The sequence below is a fragment of the Salicola sp. AFF1 genome (assembly GCF_056783195.1).
Genome location: NZ_JBXAYL010000008.1, coordinates 122,819 through 143,563, shown reverse-complemented (window position 1 = coordinate 143,563; position 20,745 = coordinate 122,819). Strand labels below are relative to the sequence as shown.

Here is a 20,745-nt window from a genome sequence, read left to right as displayed (position 1 = left end):
TGAGCCCATGAGCAGAACCTATTCCATGGATGACCTTCTGACCCTGATGGCGCGTCTCCGGGACCCGGAGCAGGGATGTCCCTGGGATCTTGAGCAGGATTTCCGCACTATCGTGCCCCACACCATTGAGGAAACCTATGAAGTAGCGGACGCCATCGAGCGTGGCGCCTTTGATCACCTGCCCGATGAGCTGGGTGATCTGTTGTTCCAGGTGGTGTTCTATGCCCAGCTGGCCCGGGAGGAAGGGCGTTTCAGCTTCAGTGATCTGGTCGATGGCGTGACCCGGAAGATGATCCGGCGTCACCCGCATATCTTTCCTGATGGCACACTCGACAGCCACCCTGGTGATGCCAATGGCATGACCGAGGCGGATGTGCGCGTGAACTGGGAACGCATTAAGGCGGAAGAAAAGCAAGAGCAGGGGGCACCGGAGAAGCCGGGCAGTGCCCTGGATGATGTAACGCCGGGACTGCCCGCTTTCCAGAGAGCGGCCAAGCTCCAGAAGCGCGCGTCGAAGGTGGGGTTCGATTGGCCGGAGACCGGCATGGTGTTCGATAAGCTTCACGAGGAAGCGGATGAACTGAAGGCTGCCTGGCGGAATCAGTCCGGCCCGGAGGATCGGGACCAGGCGGAGGACGAACTGGGCGACCTCCTGTTCGCGGCGGTGAACCTCAGCCGCTTTCTGGGAGTGGACGCTGAGCAGGCGCTGCGCCGGGCGAACCACAAGTTCGAGCGCCGCTTCCGGTGTATGGAAAAGCAGTTGCAGGCCGAAGGCGAAGGCCTTGAAGGTCGCGATATCGAAGCCCTGGAAGCCGCCTGGCGCCAGGCCAAAAAAGCGTCGGACGCGGAGACCTGAGGCCACTGGGCTGGTCAGAATAAGTACAATCCATGACCGTGATTGCCTCTCAGTCCGGGCCTGGATGGACTATACTGTTCGGATATAGGGCGACAGTAACGGAGAAGTAATCTATGCGGCTTGGACAACTCGTCAATCACTGGGAGCAGCATGCGCGCGGCCGGCTGGCCGATGAGCAGGTGACGGTACGGCTTCCGGAGGAAAGCGAGCAGCGGCTTGAAGCATTAGCCCAGCAGTATCCCCTCAAATCGCGCGAAGAGTTGTTGCGCGACCTGATCAATGCCGCATTGACCGATCTTGAGGTCTGCTTTCCCTACCGTGAAGGCAGTCGCGTTGTGGCCCGGGACGAGGATGGGTTTGAGATCTACGAGGACGCCGGCATGACGCCCCGTTTTCTCAACCTCTCCCGCAAGTACATGCGCGAGCTCAAGGGTGGCGCCTCACGCGTAGCGTGATGACGGCGCCCCCGTCTACTACTTCTGGCGCCCGGGGTCCGGTAGGTCGGCCAGCGCTGCGTTAAGAAGATCCCGTAACAGTTCCTCCTCCGAGTAGTCCGGATAGAGTTCCGCCAGCGCGCGCAGCCGTGCCGCGTCTTCCAGTGTGACGTTCACCTCGTACTCGTGCTGACCGTCATCCGCTGTCTCTTTGCCAGCTTCCCAGTGCTTAGGCAGGTCTGCGATTTTCATGGTATTGCGTCGCTCCGGTTATGATGGGTCATACTAAGGGCATTCATACGGCTTTATCGTAGCATGGAGCCGCTGGTATTGCCCGCAGCGAAGGGGACACGTTGTCATGACCGAACTGCATCCCGCTCTCAGGGAAAACATCCGTCTTCTTGGTGAGATCCTGGGTGATTGCATCCGGGAAAAGCCGGGCCCGGAATGGTATGAACGGGTTGAAGCCGTGCGCCAGGCGGCCAAGGCTGACCGGATGCAGGAAAGTGGTTCCGGCCAGCGCCTGGCCGAACTGTTGGCCAGCTTGAGCGATGATCAGCTGGTGCCTGTGACCCGGGCGTTCAACCAGTTCCTGAACCTCGCCAACCTGGCGGAGCAGTACCACGGGATCCGGCGCCATCGCGAGCCCTCTGAGCAGGGGCCGGATGAATCCGTACACGGGACCCTGGCACGCCTGGCCGAACAGGGAGTGGCGCCGTCACGGCTGCACGAATGCGTGCGCGACATGCGCATGGAGTTTGTGCTGACGGCCCACCCGACTGAAGTAGCGCGGCGAACCCTCATCATGAAATATGACGAGATGTCCGCCTGCCTCCAGCGCCTGGATACCGAAGACCTGCTCCCGGAAGAACGGGAACAGGAGGTGGGGCGTCTGCGCCAGTTGATCACTCAGGCCTGGAACACCGACGAGATCCGGCATGAGCGGCCCACGGCCGTGGACGAGGCGCGCTGGGGGTTCGCGGTGGTGGAGAACAGCCTGTGGCAGGCACTGCCCGATTTTCTGCGTGAATTGGATGGCGCGCTCGAGGCGCATACGGGCGAGGGGCTGCCGATCGAGGCCAGCCCCATACGCATCGCGTCCTGGATGGGAGGGGACCGGGACGGGAACCCCAACGTGACCGCCTCGGTAACCCGGGAAGTCCTGCTGCTCAGTCGCTGGATGGCAGCGGATCTGTTCCTGCGTGACCTCCAGGACCTGCGGGCGGAGCTTTCCATGTGGGAGGCCTCTTCCGAGCTTCAGCAGCGGGTGGGCGGTCATCGTGAACCCTATCGGGCCCTGCTCTCCGAGCTGCGCGATCGCCTGCGGGCCACCCGGGACTGGGCCGAGGAGGCCGTACAGGGCAATGCCGAGCCCTCGCCCGAGGTGATGCTGGATTCCTCGGAACTGATCGAACCCCTTCAGCTGTGCTACGACTCGCTCGTGGCCTGTGGCATGGAATCGGTCGCGCGGGGTCCCCTACTGGATACGCTGCGGCGCGCCCATTGCTTCGGGCTGGAGCTGGTGCGTCTTGATGTGCGCCAGGAGGCATCCCGGCATGCCTCTGCCATTGGCGAGATCGTGGATTGGCTTGGGTTGGGGGATTATGAGCAGTGGAGTGAGGCTGAGCGTCAGACGTTCCTGATCCGGGAGCTGGAAAGCCGGCGCCCATTGGTCCCGCGCAACTGGGACCCATCCGAAGAGACCCGTGAGGTTCTGGATACGTGCCGCGTGATCGCCGAGCACCCGCCGGCCGCGCTGGGCTCCTACGTGATTTCCATGGCCGCTCAGCCCTCGGATGTCCTGGCTGTGATCCTGTTGTTGCGTGAAGCCGGCATGGACCACCCCATGCGCATCGTGCCGCTGTTCGAAACCCTGGCGGATCTGGATCATGCGCCGGAGGCCCTGAGGGCGCTCCTTGAGTTGGACTGGTATCGCGACTATACCGGGGGCCGGCAGGAGGTTATGATCGGCTATTCGGATTCGGCCAAGGATGCGGGCCAGATGAAGGCGGCCTGGGCCCAGTATCAGGCCCAGGAGGCGCTGACCCAGGTAGCTTCGGATTACGGGGTGCATCTGACGCTTTTCCATGGTCGTGGTGGGACTGTTGGTCGTGGCGGTGGCCCCGCCAATCGGGCGATCCTCTCCCAGCCCCCGGGCTCGGTGAATGGCAGTCTCAGGGTCACCGAACAGGGCGAAATGATCCGCTTCAAGTTCGGTCTCCCGCGCGTGGCCCGTCGCAGTTTCAACCTCTATATCAGCGCCGTGCTTGAGGCGACCGTGGCGCCGGCGCCGGAGCCGAAGCCACAATGGCGCCAGATGATGCATTCGCTGAGTGAGGAGGCGGTGAGCTCCTATCGTGGGCTCGTGCGCGAGACGGACCAGTTCGTGACCTATTTCCGCCAGGCCACGCCGGAACAGGAGCTGGGCAAGCTGGCGTTGGGCAGTCGCCCGGCGCGGCGCAGGCCCACCGGCGGCGTCGAGAGCCTCAGGGCCATCCCCTGGATCTTCGCCTGGACCCAGATGCGGCTGATGCTGCCCGCCTGGCTGGGCAGTGATGCGGCTCTGGAGAAAGCGCTTGCGAATGGCGATGAGCCGGTTCTGAAAGAGATGATCCGGGATTGGCCCTTCTTCCGGACGCATATTGATATGCTGGAAATGGTGCTGGCTAAGGCGGATCTGAGGATCGTGAGTTATTATGAGCAAAAGCTGGTGGAGCCGGATCTTCGTGGCCTGGGAGAGACCCTGCGGGAACGCCTGAGAGGGTGCATCGACTATGTGAACCGCCTCAAGGGGCAACAGGAGCTGTTGACTGAGCAGCCGGATTTTGCCCATTCAATGAGGGTTCGCAACACCTATACGGATCCGCTTCATTACCTTCAGGCGGAACTGTTGCAGCGTGATCGCGATGCGGCTGGGCAGGTTCCGGAAAACGTCGAGGAGGCCATGAAAGTAACCATGGCCGGGATCGCGGCTGGTATGCGCAATACCGGCTGAAATCAGGGGAGAATGGATGACGGAACAGCCGGATATGGACGCATTGGCGGCGCGGGTGCAGCAGCTTTACCGCTTGCCGCCCATGCCCGCCATTGCCTTACGGGTGATGCAGATGACAGCCAGGCCTGAGACCACCGCCGCGGAGTTGGCCGGGGTGATTGAACGGGACCCGAGCCTGGCTGCCCAGGTGTTGCGTTATGCGCGTTCCGCGCTCTTCAATTACCGGGGGGAGCTGCACAGCGTCCAGGAGGCGGTAACCCGTGTGCTTGGGTTTGACCGGGTCAGCCACCTGGCCGTGGGCATTGCCGCCTCCCGCAGTTTTGATCTGCCGCGTTCCGGGCGCCTGGGGCTGGAGGCGTTTTGGCACCATTCACTGCACTGTGCCCGCCTGTCTCTTTCCATCGTTCGCAGTATTCCGCGCCATACTGCGCAACGCCCGGATCCGGAACTGGCCTATCTGTGTGGTCTGCTGCACAACCTGGGGCTGCTGCTGATTGGGCACCTGTTCCCCGAGGACTACCGCCAGCTCCGGGAAGCCTGTGAAGCGGAACCGGATGTGGCTCTGGCGGAGCTCGAAGCGAGGGTCTTCAATGCGAAAGCGGAGGACGACGGCACCCCTCTGCGGGTAGGGCATGCCAGTGCCGGGGGGCTTCTGTTGCATCTGTGGGAGATGCCCGATCCTGTGGTGACCGTTGCCGGGATGCATGAGACCCACCACTATCAGGGCCGGCACGAGTCCTATGTGCACTGCGTCCAGCTTGCCAATGAACTGCTGAAACAGCGTGGTATCGGCGACGAACAGACCCCGGCGGATCCGGAGGCTCCAGCCCGGGCACTGGGTCTGAGCCAGGAGGAGCTGGAGCAGTTGCTGGGTACCGTTGATGAGGTCAGCGCCGAGATCGAGGATCTCGCCCGCGGGCTTGCGGCCTGATTTGCCACATACGGTCTACCACGTATAATGACCTTTCAATTTTTCAAGCGTCCGTCCCCTGTTCAGGGGGCTGAAAGCCAATGGGAGCAACCAGTATGCGTATCATTCTGCTCGGCCCGCCGGGAGCCGGAAAAGGAACCCAGGCTGCGTACCTTACCGAAGCTTTCGGTATCCCCCAGATCTCCACGGGGGACATGCTCCGCGCCCACGTCAAGGCCGGTACCCCCTTGGGCAAGAAAGCGGAAGAGGTTATGGCCGCTGGTCAACTGGTGTCCGATGACCTGATCATCGGGATGCTCAAGGAGCGCATCGCTGAGGATGACTGCAGCAATGGCTATCTGCTGGACGGGGTGCCGCGTACGATTCCGCAGGCGCAATCCCTGCGGGATGAAGGCATCAAGCTCGACTATGTCGTCGAGATTGCCGTGGATGATGAAGAGATTGTCGAGCGTCTTTCCGGGCGTCGTATCCATGAGCCCAGTGGCCGTGTGTACCATGTTAAGCACATGCCGCCGAAGGAGCAGGGGAAAGACGACGAGACCGGGGAAACCCTGGTCCAGCGCGAAGATGACAAGGAAGAGACAGTACGCAAGCGCCTCCAGGTTTATCGTGATGAAACCGAGCCGCTGGTGAAGTTCTATCAGGATCTGGAAACACAGGATCCCGAGAATTCGCCCCATTACGTCCGGATTGAGGGTGTCGGTTCCACCGAGGCCATTCGCGACCGGATTCTTGCCGCCCTTAAGGGCTGAGGACCTGCCATGACCCGGCTGATCGCTGTCGATACCAGTGCCGGCCGGGGCTCCGTTGCCCTTCTGGATGGGGGCAACGTGCTTGCGGATTACAGTGACGAGCCCCGCGCTCATACCCGCCGGCTTGAACCCATGATCCACGGACTCCTGGCGCAGGCCGGGTTGGGCCTGGGCGATCTGGATGCGCTTGCTTTCGGGGCAGGGCCGGGGTCGTTCACGGGTCTGAGGGTGACGGCCGGGCTGGTTCAGGGGCTGGCCTTCGGGCTCCGGGTGCCGGTTGTGCCGGTGTCATCGCTGCGGGCCATGGCCCATGCGGTCTCTGGCGGTACTGAGGGAGCGAGCCGGGTAGCCGTGGCCAGGGATGCCCGTATGGGGGAACTCTATTGGGCGATCTACGAGGGGGCTCCGGATGGCGCGATGAACGCCGTGGTGCCGGATTCGCTCGTCGCGCCTTCCGGGGTGGCGTTACCCGTGGGGGCTGAGGCGTACGTGGGCATTGGAGATGGCTGGCTGTTGCGGGATGCGATCCCGGAAGCCGTCCTCGCCCGCCTGGAGGCCGTCAGGACTGAGGTGGTGCCGGAAGCGACCGCGATCGCCCGTCTGGGAGCCGTTCTCCTCCAACAGGGCGAATGGGTTGAGGCGGAAGCTGTCCAGCCTGTTTACCTGCGGGACGATGTAGCGTGGCAGACCGGCGGGTGAGCAGGTAGGCTGTTCAGTGTCTATACTGTGTACTGGTTGTTCCGTACTCGATAATGACGGGCGGTGAGTTCCATGGTCGGTGGTCTATCCGGAAACACACCCCTACCGCCAGCTCCGGATCCAGCGAGGCGGCCTGATCAACAGGCGAGGCAACTGCCGCAGGACGACGCCGTTGCCAATGCCCGCGATGCGTCCCGCCAGTCAACGGCTGAGGCGAGCCCCAGGCGCGCCGAGGCGCCTGGTGAGCCGGAGGTCGTGCGCCCCCGTCGTACCCTTGAGACCAACCATCTGCCGCTCCGCAACCAGGAAGCTCTCAGTGCCTATGACCGCATCGACAGTAGCACTGCTGGTGACGAGGTGGAGCTGGTCGGCGTGGATGTGCGCATTTGATGGATTCCGAACTCCAGGTGGCTGCTGCTGCAGCAGAATGGCTTCCCAGTGCTGCTGCCCTGGCGCAGCGGCTCGGACTCAGCTGCCTGTCCGAGCCCGTGGCGCGGCCCGCGAGGCTGGCGAGCCCCGCCGTCGTTCTCTGGGTGAGTGATGAGGGGATCCAGCTGCAAGCCACTGGCAAGAAAGCGCCGGGACCGGTGCGGGTTGACTGGGTGACAGGTCGCAGTGGCCACCGTCGCCGCCAGGGCGGCGCGGAGCTTCTGGTGAAGGCGGTTGGCGTGGCCAGGGCCTCGCGGCCGCTGCAGCTCGCCGACGCCACGGCGGGGCTGGGGGAGGATGCGCTGGTTCTGGCCGGTTATGAGTGTGAGCTGACGCTGTTCGAGCGTTCCCCTGTAATGGCGGAACTGCTTGCGGATGGTATGGCCCGGGCTCAACAGGAACCGGCATTATTGGAGCGCCTGGGCCGTATGCAGCTCGAACGTGGGGACGCCACTCGCTGGTTCCACCATCACCCGGATGCGCTGGATGTGGTCTACCTGGATCCCATGTTTCCGGAGAAGCGCAACAGCGCTGCCGTGCGCAAGGAAATGCAGCTTGCACGGTCCGTAGTAGGCGATGATGAGGATGCCGCCGTACTGCTGGAGGCGGCCCTGGTCGCGGCCCGCCATCGTGTCGTGGTCAAGCGCCCGCGCCGCGCGGTGCCGCTGCCGGGCCCCGCGCCTGCCACTGCTGTTGAGGGACGCAGCAGTCGCTTCGACGTCTACAGTCTCAAGGCTTTGCCCTAGGACTGGTTACGTTCGTTTTCCGGGGCCGGGACGCTGACGTTGGTCACCTGCAGGATCGACTGGCGCAGTTCCGAGCTGAGGACCAGCCGGGCCTCCTCGGCCACTTCCTCAAGACCTGAACGCCACGCCAGCCGCCCGTCCTCATCGGTGGTCAGGATGCCGTTCGCCTGCAGGTTGGCGATGAAATTCCGGAACAGGGTCTTATCGAAGAACTCCGGTGCGCTCAGACCGAACAGAACGGCCACTCGCTCGGCCAGCAGTGTGGATTGTTCTTCCAGTTCTTCGGGCGTCAGGGCATTGGGTCCGAAGCGCTTCAGAATCGCGATGCTGAGGTAGTAGCGCTGCAGCGTCTGGATCATGCCGTTGGACAGCACTCCCAGCCGCACGGCGTCCGCCGTTCCGGGCTCTGGACGGTGCAGCAGGGTGCCCTCGCTGATGAGCAGGCCTTCCGCCACCATCCGGTCGATCCAGGCCTCCAGGACGCTGTCGATCGCTTCCGTGGACCAGCGAAGGAAGAGTTCGGACTGGATATAGGGGTAGATGGCCCGTGCCAGGAAAACCAGCCGCTCGCGCTGCAGCGAGTTGTTGTTCTGGAACAGGCTGGCCAGCAGGCCCGGAATGGCGAACAGGTGCTGGACGTTGTTGCGGTAGTAGGTCATCAGCACCGCGTGGCGGCCTTCCAGGAGAATGATGTCGCCGAGCTTCTGCTTGCGGCGCACGATCTGGCCCATGGCTTCGTTATACGCGATCCAGTCCTCCCCGGAACCTTCCGGAAAGGTGATGCGGTCACTGTACGGCTGCTGGCGCAACAGGTTGCACAGATCTTCCATCAGCCGGGCCAGAAGCTGTTCGTCCATGGCCAGGCGATCGGTTGCCAGCATGACGGTGGCCAGAAGGTTGACCGGGTTCAGGGCGGCGGCCTCGTTGATGTGCGTTACTGTGCGCCGGGCCAGGGTATTGACCACCTCCGGTAGCCAGTCGGGCCGGAAGTCCTTGTTGTAGGTCTGTTCCCGCCACTGGGGCTGTTGTTCGTCCAGGACACTGGCCAGCTTGATGGGGGTGCCAAAGTTGACGGACACCTGACCGAAAGAACGCCAGAGGTTGCGGACGGAACCAATCAGCCCGATCAGTCCTTCTTTCTTTTTCTGGGTGCCCTGGAGTTCGCCCAGGTAGGATCGGCCCTCGAGGACTTTTTCATAACCGAAATACACCGGGACGAACACAATGGGCTTGCGCGAGTCGCGCAGGAAGCTGCGCACTGTCATTGACAGCATGCCGGGCCTGGGCTGAAGGGTGCGGCCTGTGCGGCTGCGTCCGCCTTCGATGAAGTACTCAACGGAAAAGCCGCGGGTGAACATGACGTGCATGTACTCGTTGAAAACCGCCGAATACAGTGGGTTGTCCCGGAAGCTGCGGCGCATGAAGAAAGCCCCGCCACGGCGCAGCAATGGGCCCACCACCGGCATGTTCAGGTTGATGCCCGCCGCGATGTGCGGCGGCATCAAGCCGTTCTTGTAGAGCACGAACGACAACAGGAGGTAGTCAATGTGTGAACGGTGGCTGGGTACGTAGACGACCGCGTTGTCGCGTGCTGCCTGCTGGGCGGTTTCAATGTTGTTGACGCGGATGCCGTCATAGAGTCGGTTCCAGAGCCAGCCCAGGACCACTTCCAGAAAACGGATGGTGGCTATGGAAAAGTTCGAGGCGATCTCGTGCGCGTATTTGAGGGCGCGTTCCCGTGCCCGGGCCTCCGGGATGGACTCGTGTTCAGCGGTTTGACGTATGGCGTCCTTGACCGGCTGACTGCGCACCAGTGAGTTGACCAGGGTTCGACGATGGGACAGGTCAGGGCCGATAACGGCCTTGCGTACGCGCCGGAAATGCACCCGCAGGATGCGCGCCAGCTTGCGCTGGGCGACGGATTCGCTGCGCGCGTCGGTGATCGCTTCCTGCAGTGACAGCGGCCGGTTGAACTGAACAAAGAGGTTGCGGCCATGGATCAGGATGGTGAAGAACTTCTGTAGCGGACCCGTAACGGACCAGCTGTCCGAGAGCATGATCTTGAGCAGTGATTTTTCCTTGTCGGGAGACCGGCCCCAGAAAAGGGAAACCGGTACGATCTGCACGTCCGCACCGGTGCGCCACCCCTGCGCCACCAGGGCCTCAAACCGTTCCGTGGGGACCGGCGTCTGGCGGAGCCGGCGGAGGCCGCCGCGTCGCTTGTAGAGAAAGAAGAAGGAATGCTTGAGGCCTTCGCCAAGGGGGGAGCGCTTTTCGGCCCGGGGCAGGTTGGCCTGCTTGAGCTCTTCTTCCAGAACCAGCCGGCTCGACAGGGAGCTGTACTGGAGCACGTAACACACCGGTTTTTCCGGGTCGAGGCCGAGCTTGTCCCGGTCGGCATCCAGAACGCGGCTGCGGACCCAAAGGTACATGAGTTTGCGCAGAAGGGTCAGGATCAGGTTGCCAGGGCCTTTCAGGGACGCCATGCCTACTCCGTTTTGGATCCGTTGTCTCAGGTGTGCGCCAAGTTTACGCGTCGCGCAACGGTCGGCAAAGTCCCGTTGCTTGCCGCTGTGGCAAGGGCTGATTATAGTGCCTGACATGGATAACCTGACCGATTTTGTTGCCGACCCTTGGGCTGTTGCCACTCCCGAACGTGAACGGGTGGCGGTTTTCAGTGATGCGCTGGACCTTCTCCCCGCAGTCAGTGGGGCGCTGTTTCACAGCCCCCGTGAACTGCCCTCTGCCGCCGGGGAACTGCTGCCAGTTGGCTGTCTGGGCCGGGACAGGCTTTACGCGGTGCATGTCCGCGGTGTTGAAGGCCAGAGTCTGCGTTCCATCTATCCCCACGCGTCACCTGCCGAACGCGCAGCCCTGGGGGCGGCTCGTCAGCGGCTGCAGTGGGTTTGGGACCATGCGTTCTGTGGCCGTTGCGGTCGCCCCACCCAATGGTATGAACACGAATACACGCTTTACTGCCCCCATTGCGATCATCGTCATTACGCCAGGGTGTCACCCTGTGTGATCGTGGCCGTCCATGACGGGGACTGGTTGTTGCTTGGGCGCAGCCCTCGCCATCCGCCGGATCTGTGGACGCTGATCGCCGGTTTCATCGAACCGGGGGAGTCGGCGGAATCCGCTGTCGTACGCGAGGTTTTCGAGGAAACCGGCGTCCAGTTGGCGGGGCTCCGGTATCAGGGCTCGGAAAGCTGGCCTTTTCCCCACCAGCTCATGCTTGGCTTCAGTGCCCGGTTCGCGGGTGGGCCGGTACAGAGGGCTGAGGATGAACTGGTGGCATTGGAGTGGTTTCATCGGGACTCCCTGCCACGGGTGCCCGGAGACTGGACCATCGCCGGGCGGCTGATCCAGGCGTTCACTGAAGGGCGTGTCTGATGCGGCAGGCCTGTCCACGGGTGCTTTTGTTTGACAGCGGCATCGGCGGACTCAGTATCGCGGGTGCCATCCGGAGCCGGCTGCCCCATGCGGATCTGGTCTATGCCGGGGATAACGCCGGCTTCCCCTACGGGGACCTGCCCGAGCACGAGGTGGTGGCGCGCTGTGTCGCTCTGGTGGAGACGGCCCTGGCCCGTTGGCGTTGTGATCTGGTGGTGGTTGCCTGTAATACGGCCAGTACGGTGGTGCTCCCGGCCCTGCGCTCGCGTCTGACTCTACCGGTTGTGGGTGTGGTCCCGGCCATCAAGCCGGCGGCAGCACTCACCCGCAACCGTCGACTGGGCGTACTCGCCACACCGGGGACTGTTGACCGGCCCTACCTGGCGTCATTGATCGACGAATACGCGTCGGATTGTACAGTGCTGCGGCTGGGGAGCTCGGAACTGGTCCGCCTGGCCGAGGCGGGGCTGGCGCAGGGTCAGGCGGATGAGCAACGGGTGCGGTCGGTATTGGCGCCGTTGATGGGCGCCGAGGTGGACACCATGGTTCTCGGGTGCACCCATTTTCCGCTGATCCGTGAATCGCTGGTGCGGGCCCTGCCCGGCGTTACCTACTGGGTTGATTCCGGGGATGCCATCGCGCGCCGGGTGGGCCAGCTTCTGGAAGAGGGTGGCGTTGAAGGGGGAGGCACCGGCACGGGCGCCAGCAACTTTCTGTTTACCGCCGAGCCACCCAGTGGCCTGGGCCGATGGCTGGCGGCAAACAATCCCCCCCTCGGTTCACATAGTCCTCAGATCAGCCGTGTCAGCTTGAACACGGCCAGAAATTCGAGCATTGGCAACGCCGGCTTGTGGCAACAGTAGGTTTTCTCGATCTCGCCACGGAACCGGGATTTGGTGAAATCCAGTCCCTTGAAGTTGTAGAAGCGGTTGCCATGTTCATAGAGCTTGCGGCACACACTCTTGAGGATGCGGCTTTCCTGGGGCTCCGTTTCCGGAGACAGGTGCAGCGGGATCAGGCCAAGGTCGAGCCGGGGCACTCCCTCTGCCTGGAAGGTTTCCATGGCATGCGCCATGATGGTGTAGAAGATTCCCTGCCGGAAATTGGCGTTGGCCCGGGAAATGTTGGGTACGTAGCTGACGATCTCGTTGCGCTCGTAGACCGGATCAAAGTAGATGAAGCCCACCGCCTTGCCGTCCTGGTAGGCATAGAAATGGCGCTCATTCTCCCGGTATTCCATGTCCATGGGCCGGATCAGGAAACGGATCTCCTGGCTCTTGCACTGGCGGGTGCGGATCCAGGCATCCGATATCTCACGGGTGTGGTCATCGCTGAAGCGTTCCTGGACAGTAATCCCAGCCTCACGGGCCTGATTCAGGGCCGTCCGTATGACCTGTTTCTTTTTGCCCTTGAGTGACCACTGCGCCAGGTCCACGCGGGATTCGGCCCCAAACTGGGTGCCATAGTAGCCAAAACGCTGCGAGAGGATTTCCATCACCGGCCGTGAAACCTGGACATAACTCACGTTGGATACCCGCTGTTCGAAGCGCGACAGCATCAGTTCCCGATGTTCCGGGGCGCAGACCGGGTCCGACAGTACGAAGTTGAGGCCCCACTTCTTCATGTAGCTGATGTAGCCAACACCGGGTACATCGAAATACTGCATACCCGGCTGCAGCGTGGAAAACGACTGTGAGTGGGAGCCGTACTGCTTGAGCAATGCCACCCTTTCGGAGAAGGTGATGGGGCCTTCCGGGATGTCCCGGAGTCTGTCGAGGACCAGGGTCTGCTGCGTCATGGCTGGACTCCTTATTGTTGTGTGCGCAGGCTCAGCCGCGCTTCTCGGCCAGAATTGACCAGTAGCAGTGAATGTTCAGCAGCGAGAAGCGTTTCTTGTCACGGATTTCCAGGCCCAGGCTTTCGAGATAGGCCGGGTAGTTGTAGATGCCGTGAAAGGCATTGTCGGTGAACAGCCAGAAGAAACAGGCGGCAATGTACCAGTAGCCCTTCTTGAACAGCCGAGCCAGAGGGTTACCGGTGGGGTAGATGAAGTCGCCCACCACCAGCTGGGCTCTGGGTTTGCCGAGGCTGACCAGGTGCCGGAGGACCTCAACCATCGTAGGCCGGTCAAACACATTGAGGAAGAAATTCGCCACCACCATGTCGTACTGTTCGTGGTCGGTGATCGCCATGATGTCATCGTGGACCGTGTGCACCGCCAAGTGGGGAGCTTCATTGGCCAGCAGTTCCCGGAACTTGGCGAGCATGGTCTCCGAGACATCGACCACGGTGACATCGGCCCCCAGTTCGGCCGCCCTCAGAGCATCACGGCCATGGCCGACGCCGGCAATCAGTACGCGGTCTCCAGGGCTGACATTCCCGGAATGGAGCATGGCCGTCTTGCAGTCCTGAATGCTCTTGCCGCTGTACAGGTTGCTCAGGAAATCATAAACGGGGCCAACGATTTTGTATTTGTCCTGCATGGTCCGTACTGCCACTCCTGAAACGGGTTTGGGGGGCCGCTCTGGCCACCGGATTCAGGCTCCATGCTATAGACATGCGGATGGCGTCTCTGTGGAACAGACCGCAGTTTCAGGTTGCACAAGTTAACGAAAATACGAAAAAGGCAGTATGAATCAGGTATTTAGTAAGATCGTTAGACAATCAATAATGGATTTTTGGGCCGATGTTGATGGTTATTGCGGTGCTTGGGCAGCCGGGATGGTATTGGCCGGTCAGCCGACGGTGTAACAAAAGGGCGTGGATAGCGCCCCGGAGAGGGCGAGCTGATCCCGGGGCTGTGGTTCGCTGAAGTAGTGGCCCTGGACGCTGTCACATCCAAGTTCACGCAGATAGGTGAGCTGGTCATGGGTTTCCACGCCTTCGGCCACGATATCGAGCCGGAGGCCACGGGCCATGGCGGTGATCGCATTGACGATGCAGGCGCCTTCCTCACCATGGCGGATGTTGCGCACGAAGCTCTGGTCGACTTTCAGCGTGTGAATAGGCAGGCGGTGGAGGTAATTGAGGGATGAGTAGCCGGTTCCGAAGTCATCAATGGCGATGCGGATGCCGTAGCTGGAGAGCTGGTTCAATTTGTGGCTGATCTGTTCCAGGTCACTGATGATCATGTTTTCAGTGATCTCGATTTCCAGGCACTGCGGGGGCAGGCTGTAGTGTTTGAGTTTCTGGAGCAGCAGCTCCACAAAACGCGGATGTTCCACCTGCACGGGTGAGAAGTTGATGGACAGACGGATGGCTTCATCCGTTTCGTTCAGCCACGGGCCCATCTCCCGGCAAGCGTTCGCCAGAACCCATTCACTGACGTCGCCGATCAGGCGGGTTTCTTCGGCCAGGGGCAGGAAGGCACCTGGATGCAGTAGTCCACGGGTAGGGTGCTGCCAGCGGACCAGGGCTTCAAGGCCACGGCAAAGCCCCGTCCGCAGGCAGATCTGGGGCTGATAGAACACCCTGAGCTCTCCCGCCTGAAGGGCGCGGCGCAGATCCCGCTCCATGCCCAGGCGGTGGGTGGTATTCACGTTCATGGAGGCGGAGTAGAACTGGTAGCCGTCCTTGCCACGACCCTTAACGTGGTACATGGCCACATCGGCCTGCTGGATCAGCTCTTCGAGCTTGTGGCCGGAGTCCGGATACAGGGCGATACCGATGCTGACGCCCACATACACCTCGTGTTCACCCAGCTTGAACGGGCTTCTGAGCGCTTCCATCAACTTGCGGGCAATGGTGCGGGCGTCATCGGCATTCCGGATCTCGGGCAGAAGCAGGGTGAATTCGTCGCCGCCGAAGCGCGACAGGGTGTCGCCCTGGCGCAGACAGCCCTCGAGCCGTTGGGTGACGGCCTGCAGCAGCCGGTCCCCCATGGCGTGCCCCAGGCTGTCGTTCACCACCTTGAAGCGATCCAGGTCGATGAACATGACCGCGAGTTTCTGGTTGTTGCGCTCCGCCTGGGAAATGCTCAGCCCCAGGCGGTCCTTGAACAGGGCCCGGTTAGGCAGCCGTGTGAGCAGGTCGTGATACGCCTGGAAATTGATGAACGCTTCTGCTTCCTTGCGTTCGGTGATGTCGCGGGCGGTTCCGTAGATCTGGCGAACGGGGTCGCCGTTGCTGGCGACGTCCTCTTCCATGGGAAAGGCCGTAACCTCGAAGTGCCGGTTGCCACGGGGACTGCCCCGGGACTTGAGCCTGACTTCAATGGTTCTTGGATTATCGGCGCTGATGGCTGGATCCTGAAAAGCCCACTCCACCCGGCCAACATCCTCTTCCGCAATAAGGTGGCGGATATGGCGGCCTTCAAGGTCCTCGGCCTGGTACCCAAGCAGCGACTCCACCTTGCTGTTGAGAAAGCGGAAATGCCCCTGGCGGTCAAGCATGAACACGATATCCGGGGAACTGTTGACGATGCAGCGGTGGAGCTGCTCCGACCTGCGCAGACGGGTCTGTGCTTCTTCGTGGCACTGTTCCAGCTGTCGTGTTTCCAGGACACTTTCGATGGTCGCGGTCAGTTCCTCAGCATCATAGGGCTTGCGGAGGTAATCGTAGGCACCGCGGCGCAGGGCCCGGCTGATGGTGTGGAAGGCCGTATCGCCGCTGATGACCACAATGGCGGCTTGGATGCTGTTGCGGTCCATAAAGGCCATGACCTCGTGCCCACTGATGTCCGGAAGACGGAGATCCAGAAGGACGAGCTCGTAGTGGTGGTGGGCCAGTTTTGTGCAGGCGTCATTGCCGCTGAACGCAGTTTCGGTCCGGTATCCCTGGCTTGCCAGCAGTTTCTGGATGCTGCGGCAGACCTCTGGGTCATCGTCGACAATGAGCAGAGGCGTTGCGCCCGCTTTATTCCCGTTATCGTTATTTTGTGGACCCATGACGGAAGCCGGTGTGATCGGTTTCAGGGCTCAGATCGTAATCGAATGTATTTTTTAATGAAATAGTTGTAAGCGCATCTTCACTAAACGCTGCAAAAAAGAACGTCAAATCTTGTGGTTGCTGCTCGGCTTCAGGGCGGGGCGGGACTGTCCCGGCCTGGTCAGCCGGCGTACAATGAGCCGATGCGGTTGGGAGTATCGGCGGTGCCGGAATGAATGATAACAACAGCTCCAGCGCAGTTGAGGGCCCGGGAGCCGCGTCCCGGGTGCCGCTCACCATGGCGATTACCGGAGGCAAGGGCGGCGTCGGCAAGACCCAGGTGGCACTGAATCTGGCCCTGGTGCTGGCACGCCAGGGCCACCGAACGTTGCTTCTCGACGGGGACGTCGAACTCGCCAACGTCAATGTGATGCTTGGGTTGTATCCCGGTATGACACTTGAAAACGTGGTGCTGGGAGAACGTACGCTGGAGGAGGTCGCGGTGCCGGTTTCCGACAACCTGGATCTTCTCCCGGGGGCTTCCGGCGTGCCTGGTTGCCTGGATCTTGACCCTGGCCGGCGCGAGGATTTCCTGACGCAGTTGAGTGCCCTTGAGAAGGGCTACGACCGGGTTATTATCGACACCGCGGCCGGCCTGAGTTCGTCGGCACTGCATATGGTGGCGGCTTCCCATCTGGCGGCCCTTGTCATCACCCCTGATCCTACCTCCCTCACCGATGCGTTTTCCCTGGTTAAGGTGCTTCACCGTAAGGGCTACCGGCGCACGCCCAGTGTCATCGTCAACATGGCACGCGGAGCGACCGAGGCACAGACGATCTTTCGACGGTTCGCCACCGCCGTTTCCCGCTACATCGGTGTGCAGCTGCATTATCTGGGCGCCATCTGGCGTGATGAGACCATCGCCCAGTCCATCACCACACAGCGACCTGTTGCGATGATGGATCACGACGACCCGTCCTGCCGACAGTTCTGGACACTGGCGGATATGCTGGCCGTGCGCTGTTCCCAGGGGATCGCCCCGGCCAATGGGTTCGCAGCGTATTGGGCCCGACTGGTCCAGCGTCGCGTCAAGAAGCAGAACGATCCATCCAAGGCACCGGAGGAGACGTCTGGAGACGAACGGCAGTGGCTTGCGTCCCTGGCCGAGCACCTGCGCCATACCCAGGATGAGCCGCTGGCCCGGTATCGCTTGATTACGGGGGTACTGGAGGTGCTGGGCGAAGCGGTGGATTCGGATACGCTGGAAGCCCTGCAGACGGGCCTGGCTGCCATGAACTGGGAAGAGGCGCCCGTAGCCGTCAGGCGGGCGGCGGCGGATCATTTCCAGCAGCTTGCCCGGGTGGTGACGCCGCCACAGGGCGTTCAGTCCGAAGCTGGCAGGGCCTTGGGGGAAGGGGGTGACGCGCCTGGAGAGACAGCTCCGGAAGGGACAGTCTCAACACCGGACACGGACTGAGACTCCTTTGCTGATTTCGGGAAAATGATCACGTTCCGGCAAGTGATCAGATCCTGTTCAATGTTACACTCAGTCACAGACAACGAACCCGAGGCCCGCTTTCAAGGAGGTGATCATGGAGTCGCAACAGCGGAACGCAGAGACCAATGAGTCCAATGTCCTCAGGGAACTGCCGGGCAAGCGGGTGTTGATCACCGGCGTGACCGGGTTTGTGGGCAAGGTGGTGCTGGAGAAACTTATCCGGCAGGTGCCGGATATCGGGGCGGTGACCCTGCTGATCCGGGGCAACCGGCGCCATGGTACGGCCGCTGAGCGTTTTGCCAGCGACGTGGCGACTGCATCGGTCTTCGACAGGCTGCGTGTGGATGATCCAGAGCGCTTGGAGAACTTCCTTGACGGCCGGGTCCAGTGCGTTACCGGCGAGATCACTGAACCCTTCTTTGGGATGACCGAAGCGCGCTTCCGGGAACTGGCCGCGGAGACGGACGCTGTTATCAATGTGGCGGCCAGCGTTGACTTCCGCGAGCCGCTGGATCGGGCGCTGGCGATCAACGCGCTGAGTCTGCGCAACATTACCGAACTGGTGCAGGAAGCCGGGGACATACCGCTGGTGCAGGTTTCCACCTGCTACGTCAATGGCTTCAACCGTGGCCACCGTCATGAAGAACTGGTGACGCCAGCGGGGCGGGGCATTGCCCGGGACCCGGACGGAACCTGTCGTGTCGAGGACCTGATCGTCACCCTGCAGGACCGGATCGCGGATCTGCGCAGTCTCTACAGTGGCCAGAAGCTGGAAGAGGAGCTGGTCAACCTGGGAATCCGTGAGGCCAACCGCCTGGGCTGGAATGACACCTATACCCTGACCAAGTGGATCGGCGAGCAGATCCTGGCGCGCAACCTGCGTGGTGGCTCCGTGACGATTCTGCGGCCTTCGATCGTGGAGAGCACGCATGAAGAGCCCGTACCCGGCTGGGTAGAGGGTGTGAAGGTGGCGGATGCCGTTATCATGGCCTATGCCCGGGGGAATGTCATGTTCTTCCCGGGCCGGCGCAAGGGGGTCATTGATGTGATTCCGGCGGATCTGGTGGCCAATGGCATCATTATGTCGCTGGCGGAACAGTTGCAGGCGCCCGGTCGCCTGCGCATTTACCAGTGCTGCAGTGGTTCCACCAACCCCCTGCGTCTTGATGAGTTCATTGATCATGTGATGACCGAGGCTCAGGAGAACCATCAGGCTTACGATCATCTGTTCTACCACAAGCCCAAACTGCCCTTTGTGGCGGTAAACCGGCGCCTGTTTGATACGGTCAGCCGCGGTGTCGGCATTCCGGTTAACGCGGTACGCCGCGGATTGCAGTGGCTGGGCCGTGATGCCGAGCTCAAGACAGTCGAGCATTTCCAGACCACGATGAAGCTGGCCACCACATTTGGCTTCTATTCCTGTCCGGACTACACGTTCCACAATGACCGGCTTCTGGAAATGGCCCAACGAATGGGCGATGAGGATCGCCGGCTTTTCCCCGTGGATGCGCGCCGGATCAACTGGCGCCAGTATATCCGCGGCGTTCACCTGGCCGGTTTGAACCAGTACGCGCTGAAAGAGCGTAAGCTCTATCGTATGAAGCGGCGCGGGAACCGCCAACGGGTTGCCTGAGCATGAGGTTTTGCCGCCTGGCAGGCATCGGCCTGGCGGCCTGGCCCAAACCAGCGTGTTGCTAGAGCATCCGGGCCAGGGTGGCCAGCGCTTTCTCAACGCGCCCGTCCCAGCGGCAGGCACAGGAAAGCCTCAGGCAGTTCCGGTATTTGCGGTTGGCCGAGAAGATGGGGCCGGGTGAAAAACTGACCCCTTGCTCCAGTGCCCGGCCAGCCAGTTCAAGGGTGTCGATGTCCCCTGGTAATTCCACCCAGATCACGAAGCCCCCCTCTGGGCGTGTGACACGGGTTCCCGATGGAAACAGGCGTGTTACGGCGTTCATCATGCGCGTGACAGCGGCTTCGTACTGGCCTCGGTTGGCCCTTAGATGGCGCTGGTAACGGCCGGACTCCAGAAGGTCCGCCACAGCCAGCTGGAGGGAGGTTGGCGAGCTGAGGTTGCTCACATACTTGATGTACTCAACGGTCTCGAATCTTGGCTTTGGAGGCAGGACCCAGCCAATCCGAAGCCCGGGTGACAGGGTTTTGGAGAACGACGAGCACACGAAGACATCATCCTCCGGGGCGAGTGAACGACAATGCCCGGGCCTTGAATGGGTAAAGCCGAGATCACCGTAGACGTCGTCCTCGATAAGCGGCACGTTGTGGTGGCGCAAGAGCGTGAGCAGGTTGCGGCGTCGCGCTTCGGGCATGCAGTAGCCCAACGGATTACTGTAATTGGGGACGACCACACAGGCCTTGACCGACCATTGCTCCAGGGCGAGCTCAAGGGCTTCCACGGAGATCCCGGCTTTGGGATCGGTGGGGATTTCAAGCGCCTCAAGGCCCAGCCCGTTCAGGACCTGCAGCAGCCCGTAAAAGGTCGGCGATTCGATGGCGACCGTATCCCCTGGGTTGGTCACCGCCCGTAAGGCGATGCTGACGGCTTCCTGACAGCCGTTGGTCACGATCAGGTCGTCCGGGTTGGCCATGTGGCCATAGCCGGCCATGTGGCGCGCTATCTGACGGCGCAGTGCCGGCACGCCCTGGGGCGCCTCATAGGCAAAAGCATCGGCCCGTTGTTGGTGTGCCACCCGGGAAACAGCCCGTTCCACGGCGGCCAGGGGCAGGAAGCTGGTGTCGGGAACGGCGGTTCCCAGCTGGACAATGCCCGGGTTACGCGAGGCCTTCATCAGTTGCAGTACCATTTCCTGCCCCGTTATGGGGGTGGGCGCGCTTTGCGGTCGGGAGGGGCCGGGCTCCGGCAGCCTTTCCTCATGCCGCTCCCGAATGTAGTAGCCGGAACGGGGCCGCGCTTCGGCATAACCCTGGTCTTCAAGCCAGTGGTAGGCGGAGACAACAGTGGATACGCTGACGCCTTCCTGGTCACTTAATGCCCTCACACCCGGCAGGCGATCACCCGGTGCATAGATGGCTTGCTCAATGCGGCTAACCAGTTTGTTGGCCAACTGCTGGTAGAGCGTTCCATCACGAGTCATCACAGTACCTCCCCTTTGGATAGGTACAGTCTAACC

Annotated in this window: 18 protein-coding genes; 12 read left to right on the top strand and 6 right to left on the bottom strand. The window is 61.9% G+C overall.

Annotation, left to right across the window (positions count from 1 at the left end; genetic code table 11):
- Window positions 1-7: 7 nt before the first annotated feature.
- Both mazG and AC1RQI_RS07575 read left to right on the top strand, forming a co-directional pair.
- Window positions 8-856 (top strand): nucleoside triphosphate pyrophosphohydrolase, encoded by an 849-nt coding sequence (gene mazG, locus AC1RQI_RS07580; protein WP_481904261.1) that lies wholly within the window; start codon window positions 8-10, stop codon window positions 854-856.
- 113 nt (window positions 857-969) lie between these two features.
- A complete protein-coding gene (locus AC1RQI_RS07575; RefSeq protein ID WP_416634064.1) occupies window positions 970-1,311 on the top strand; it encodes a type 1 pili tip component in 342 nt (113 codons plus the stop codon).
- Window positions 1,312-1,329: 18 nt separating this feature from the next.
- Here AC1RQI_RS07575 and AC1RQI_RS07570 read toward each other — a convergent pair whose 3' ends face one another.
- Entirely contained in the window at window positions 1,330-1,542 is a 213-nt protein-coding gene (locus AC1RQI_RS07570) for a hypothetical protein (RefSeq protein WP_481904260.1), read from the bottom strand.
- A 106-nt stretch (window positions 1,543-1,648) separates the two neighbouring features.
- On the opposite strand from AC1RQI_RS07570, the gene ppc reads away from it, so the two are divergent.
- The 6 genes from ppc (at window position 1,649) to AC1RQI_RS07540 (ending at window position 7,842) form a co-directional block, all read left to right on the top strand.
- Window positions 1,649-4,285, top strand: coding sequence for a phosphoenolpyruvate carboxylase (ppc, locus tag AC1RQI_RS07565; RefSeq protein WP_481904259.1), 2,637 nt, complete (start codon window positions 1,649-1,651; stop codon window positions 4,283-4,285).
- A gap of 16 nt (window positions 4,286-4,301) precedes the next feature.
- Window positions 4,302-5,216, top strand: coding sequence for an HDOD domain-containing protein (locus tag AC1RQI_RS07560; RefSeq protein WP_481904258.1), 915 nt, complete (start codon window positions 4,302-4,304; stop codon window positions 5,214-5,216).
- 95 nt (window positions 5,217-5,311) lie between these two features.
- Window positions 5,312-5,968 (top strand): adenylate kinase, encoded by a 657-nt coding sequence (adk, locus tag AC1RQI_RS07555; RefSeq protein ID WP_481904257.1) that lies wholly within the window; start codon window positions 5,312-5,314, stop codon window positions 5,966-5,968.
- A 9-nt stretch (window positions 5,969-5,977) separates the two neighbouring features.
- Window positions 5,978-6,667, top strand: coding sequence for a tRNA (adenosine(37)-N6)-threonylcarbamoyltransferase complex dimerization subunit type 1 TsaB (gene tsaB / locus AC1RQI_RS07550; RefSeq protein ID WP_481904256.1), 690 nt, complete (start codon window positions 5,978-5,980; stop codon window positions 6,665-6,667).
- Between the two features lie 72 nt (window positions 6,668-6,739).
- Window positions 6,740-7,057: a hypothetical protein gene (locus tag AC1RQI_RS07545; protein WP_416634071.1), complete on the top strand. Its 318-nt coding sequence runs from the start codon at window positions 6,740-6,742 to the stop codon at window positions 7,055-7,057.
- Window positions 7,057-7,842: a class I SAM-dependent methyltransferase gene (locus AC1RQI_RS07540; protein ID WP_481904255.1), complete on the top strand. Its 786-nt coding sequence runs from the start codon at window positions 7,057-7,059 to the stop codon at window positions 7,840-7,842. Before AC1RQI_RS07545 ends, AC1RQI_RS07540 begins: the two co-directional genes overlap by 1 nt.
- Here the strand turns inward: AC1RQI_RS07540 and plsB are convergent.
- Entirely contained in the window at window positions 7,839-10,328 is a 2,490-nt protein-coding gene (gene plsB / locus AC1RQI_RS07535) for a glycerol-3-phosphate 1-O-acyltransferase PlsB (RefSeq protein WP_481904254.1), read from the bottom strand. The two genes, AC1RQI_RS07540 and plsB, sit on opposite strands and share 4 nt — an antisense overlap.
- Before the next feature lie 115 nt (window positions 10,329-10,443).
- On the opposite strand from plsB, the gene nudC reads away from it, so the two are divergent.
- A complete protein-coding gene (gene nudC, locus AC1RQI_RS07530; protein ID WP_481904253.1) occupies window positions 10,444-11,235 on the top strand; it encodes an NAD(+) diphosphatase in 792 nt (263 codons plus the stop codon).
- On the top strand, window positions 11,235-12,098 hold the full coding sequence (gene murI, locus AC1RQI_RS07525; RefSeq protein WP_481904252.1) for a glutamate racemase: 864 nt from the start codon (window positions 11,235-11,237) through the stop codon (window positions 12,096-12,098). The genes nudC and murI overlap by 1 nt, the downstream gene beginning before the upstream one ends.
- Here murI and AC1RQI_RS07520 read toward each other — a convergent pair.
- The 3 genes from AC1RQI_RS07520 to AC1RQI_RS07510 form a co-directional block, all read right to left on the bottom strand.
- Window positions 12,026-13,033, bottom strand: a complete 1,008-nt coding sequence (locus AC1RQI_RS07520; RefSeq protein ID WP_481904251.1) for a DUF2156 domain-containing protein — start codon at window positions 13,031-13,033, stop codon at window positions 12,026-12,028. The two genes, murI and AC1RQI_RS07520, sit on opposite strands and share 73 nt — an antisense overlap.
- Window positions 13,034-13,064: 31 nt before the next feature.
- Window positions 13,065-13,718, bottom strand: a complete 654-nt coding sequence (locus AC1RQI_RS07515; RefSeq protein ID WP_416634077.1) for a class I SAM-dependent methyltransferase — start codon at window positions 13,716-13,718, stop codon at window positions 13,065-13,067.
- A gap of 252 nt (window positions 13,719-13,970) precedes the next feature.
- Window positions 13,971-16,121 (bottom strand): EAL domain-containing response regulator, encoded by a 2,151-nt coding sequence (locus AC1RQI_RS07510; RefSeq protein ID WP_481904250.1) that lies wholly within the window; start codon window positions 16,119-16,121, stop codon window positions 13,971-13,973.
- A gap of 212 nt (window positions 16,122-16,333) precedes the next feature.
- Between AC1RQI_RS07510 and AC1RQI_RS07505 the strand changes: the two genes are divergently transcribed.
- Entirely contained in the window at window positions 16,334-17,578 is a 1,245-nt protein-coding gene (locus tag AC1RQI_RS07505; protein ID WP_481904249.1) for an AAA family ATPase, read from the top strand.
- A 115-nt stretch (window positions 17,579-17,693) separates the two neighbouring features.
- Window positions 17,694-19,232, top strand: coding sequence for a fatty acyl-CoA reductase (locus AC1RQI_RS07500; RefSeq protein ID WP_481904248.1), 1,539 nt, complete (start codon window positions 17,694-17,696; stop codon window positions 19,230-19,232).
- 61 nt (window positions 19,233-19,293) lie between these two features.
- Here the strand turns inward: AC1RQI_RS07500 and AC1RQI_RS07495 are convergent, their stop codons facing one another.
- Window positions 19,294-20,709, bottom strand: coding sequence for an aminotransferase-like domain-containing protein (locus AC1RQI_RS07495; RefSeq protein ID WP_481904247.1), 1,416 nt, complete (start codon window positions 20,707-20,709; stop codon window positions 19,294-19,296).
- Window positions 20,710-20,745: the final 36 nt, after the last annotated feature.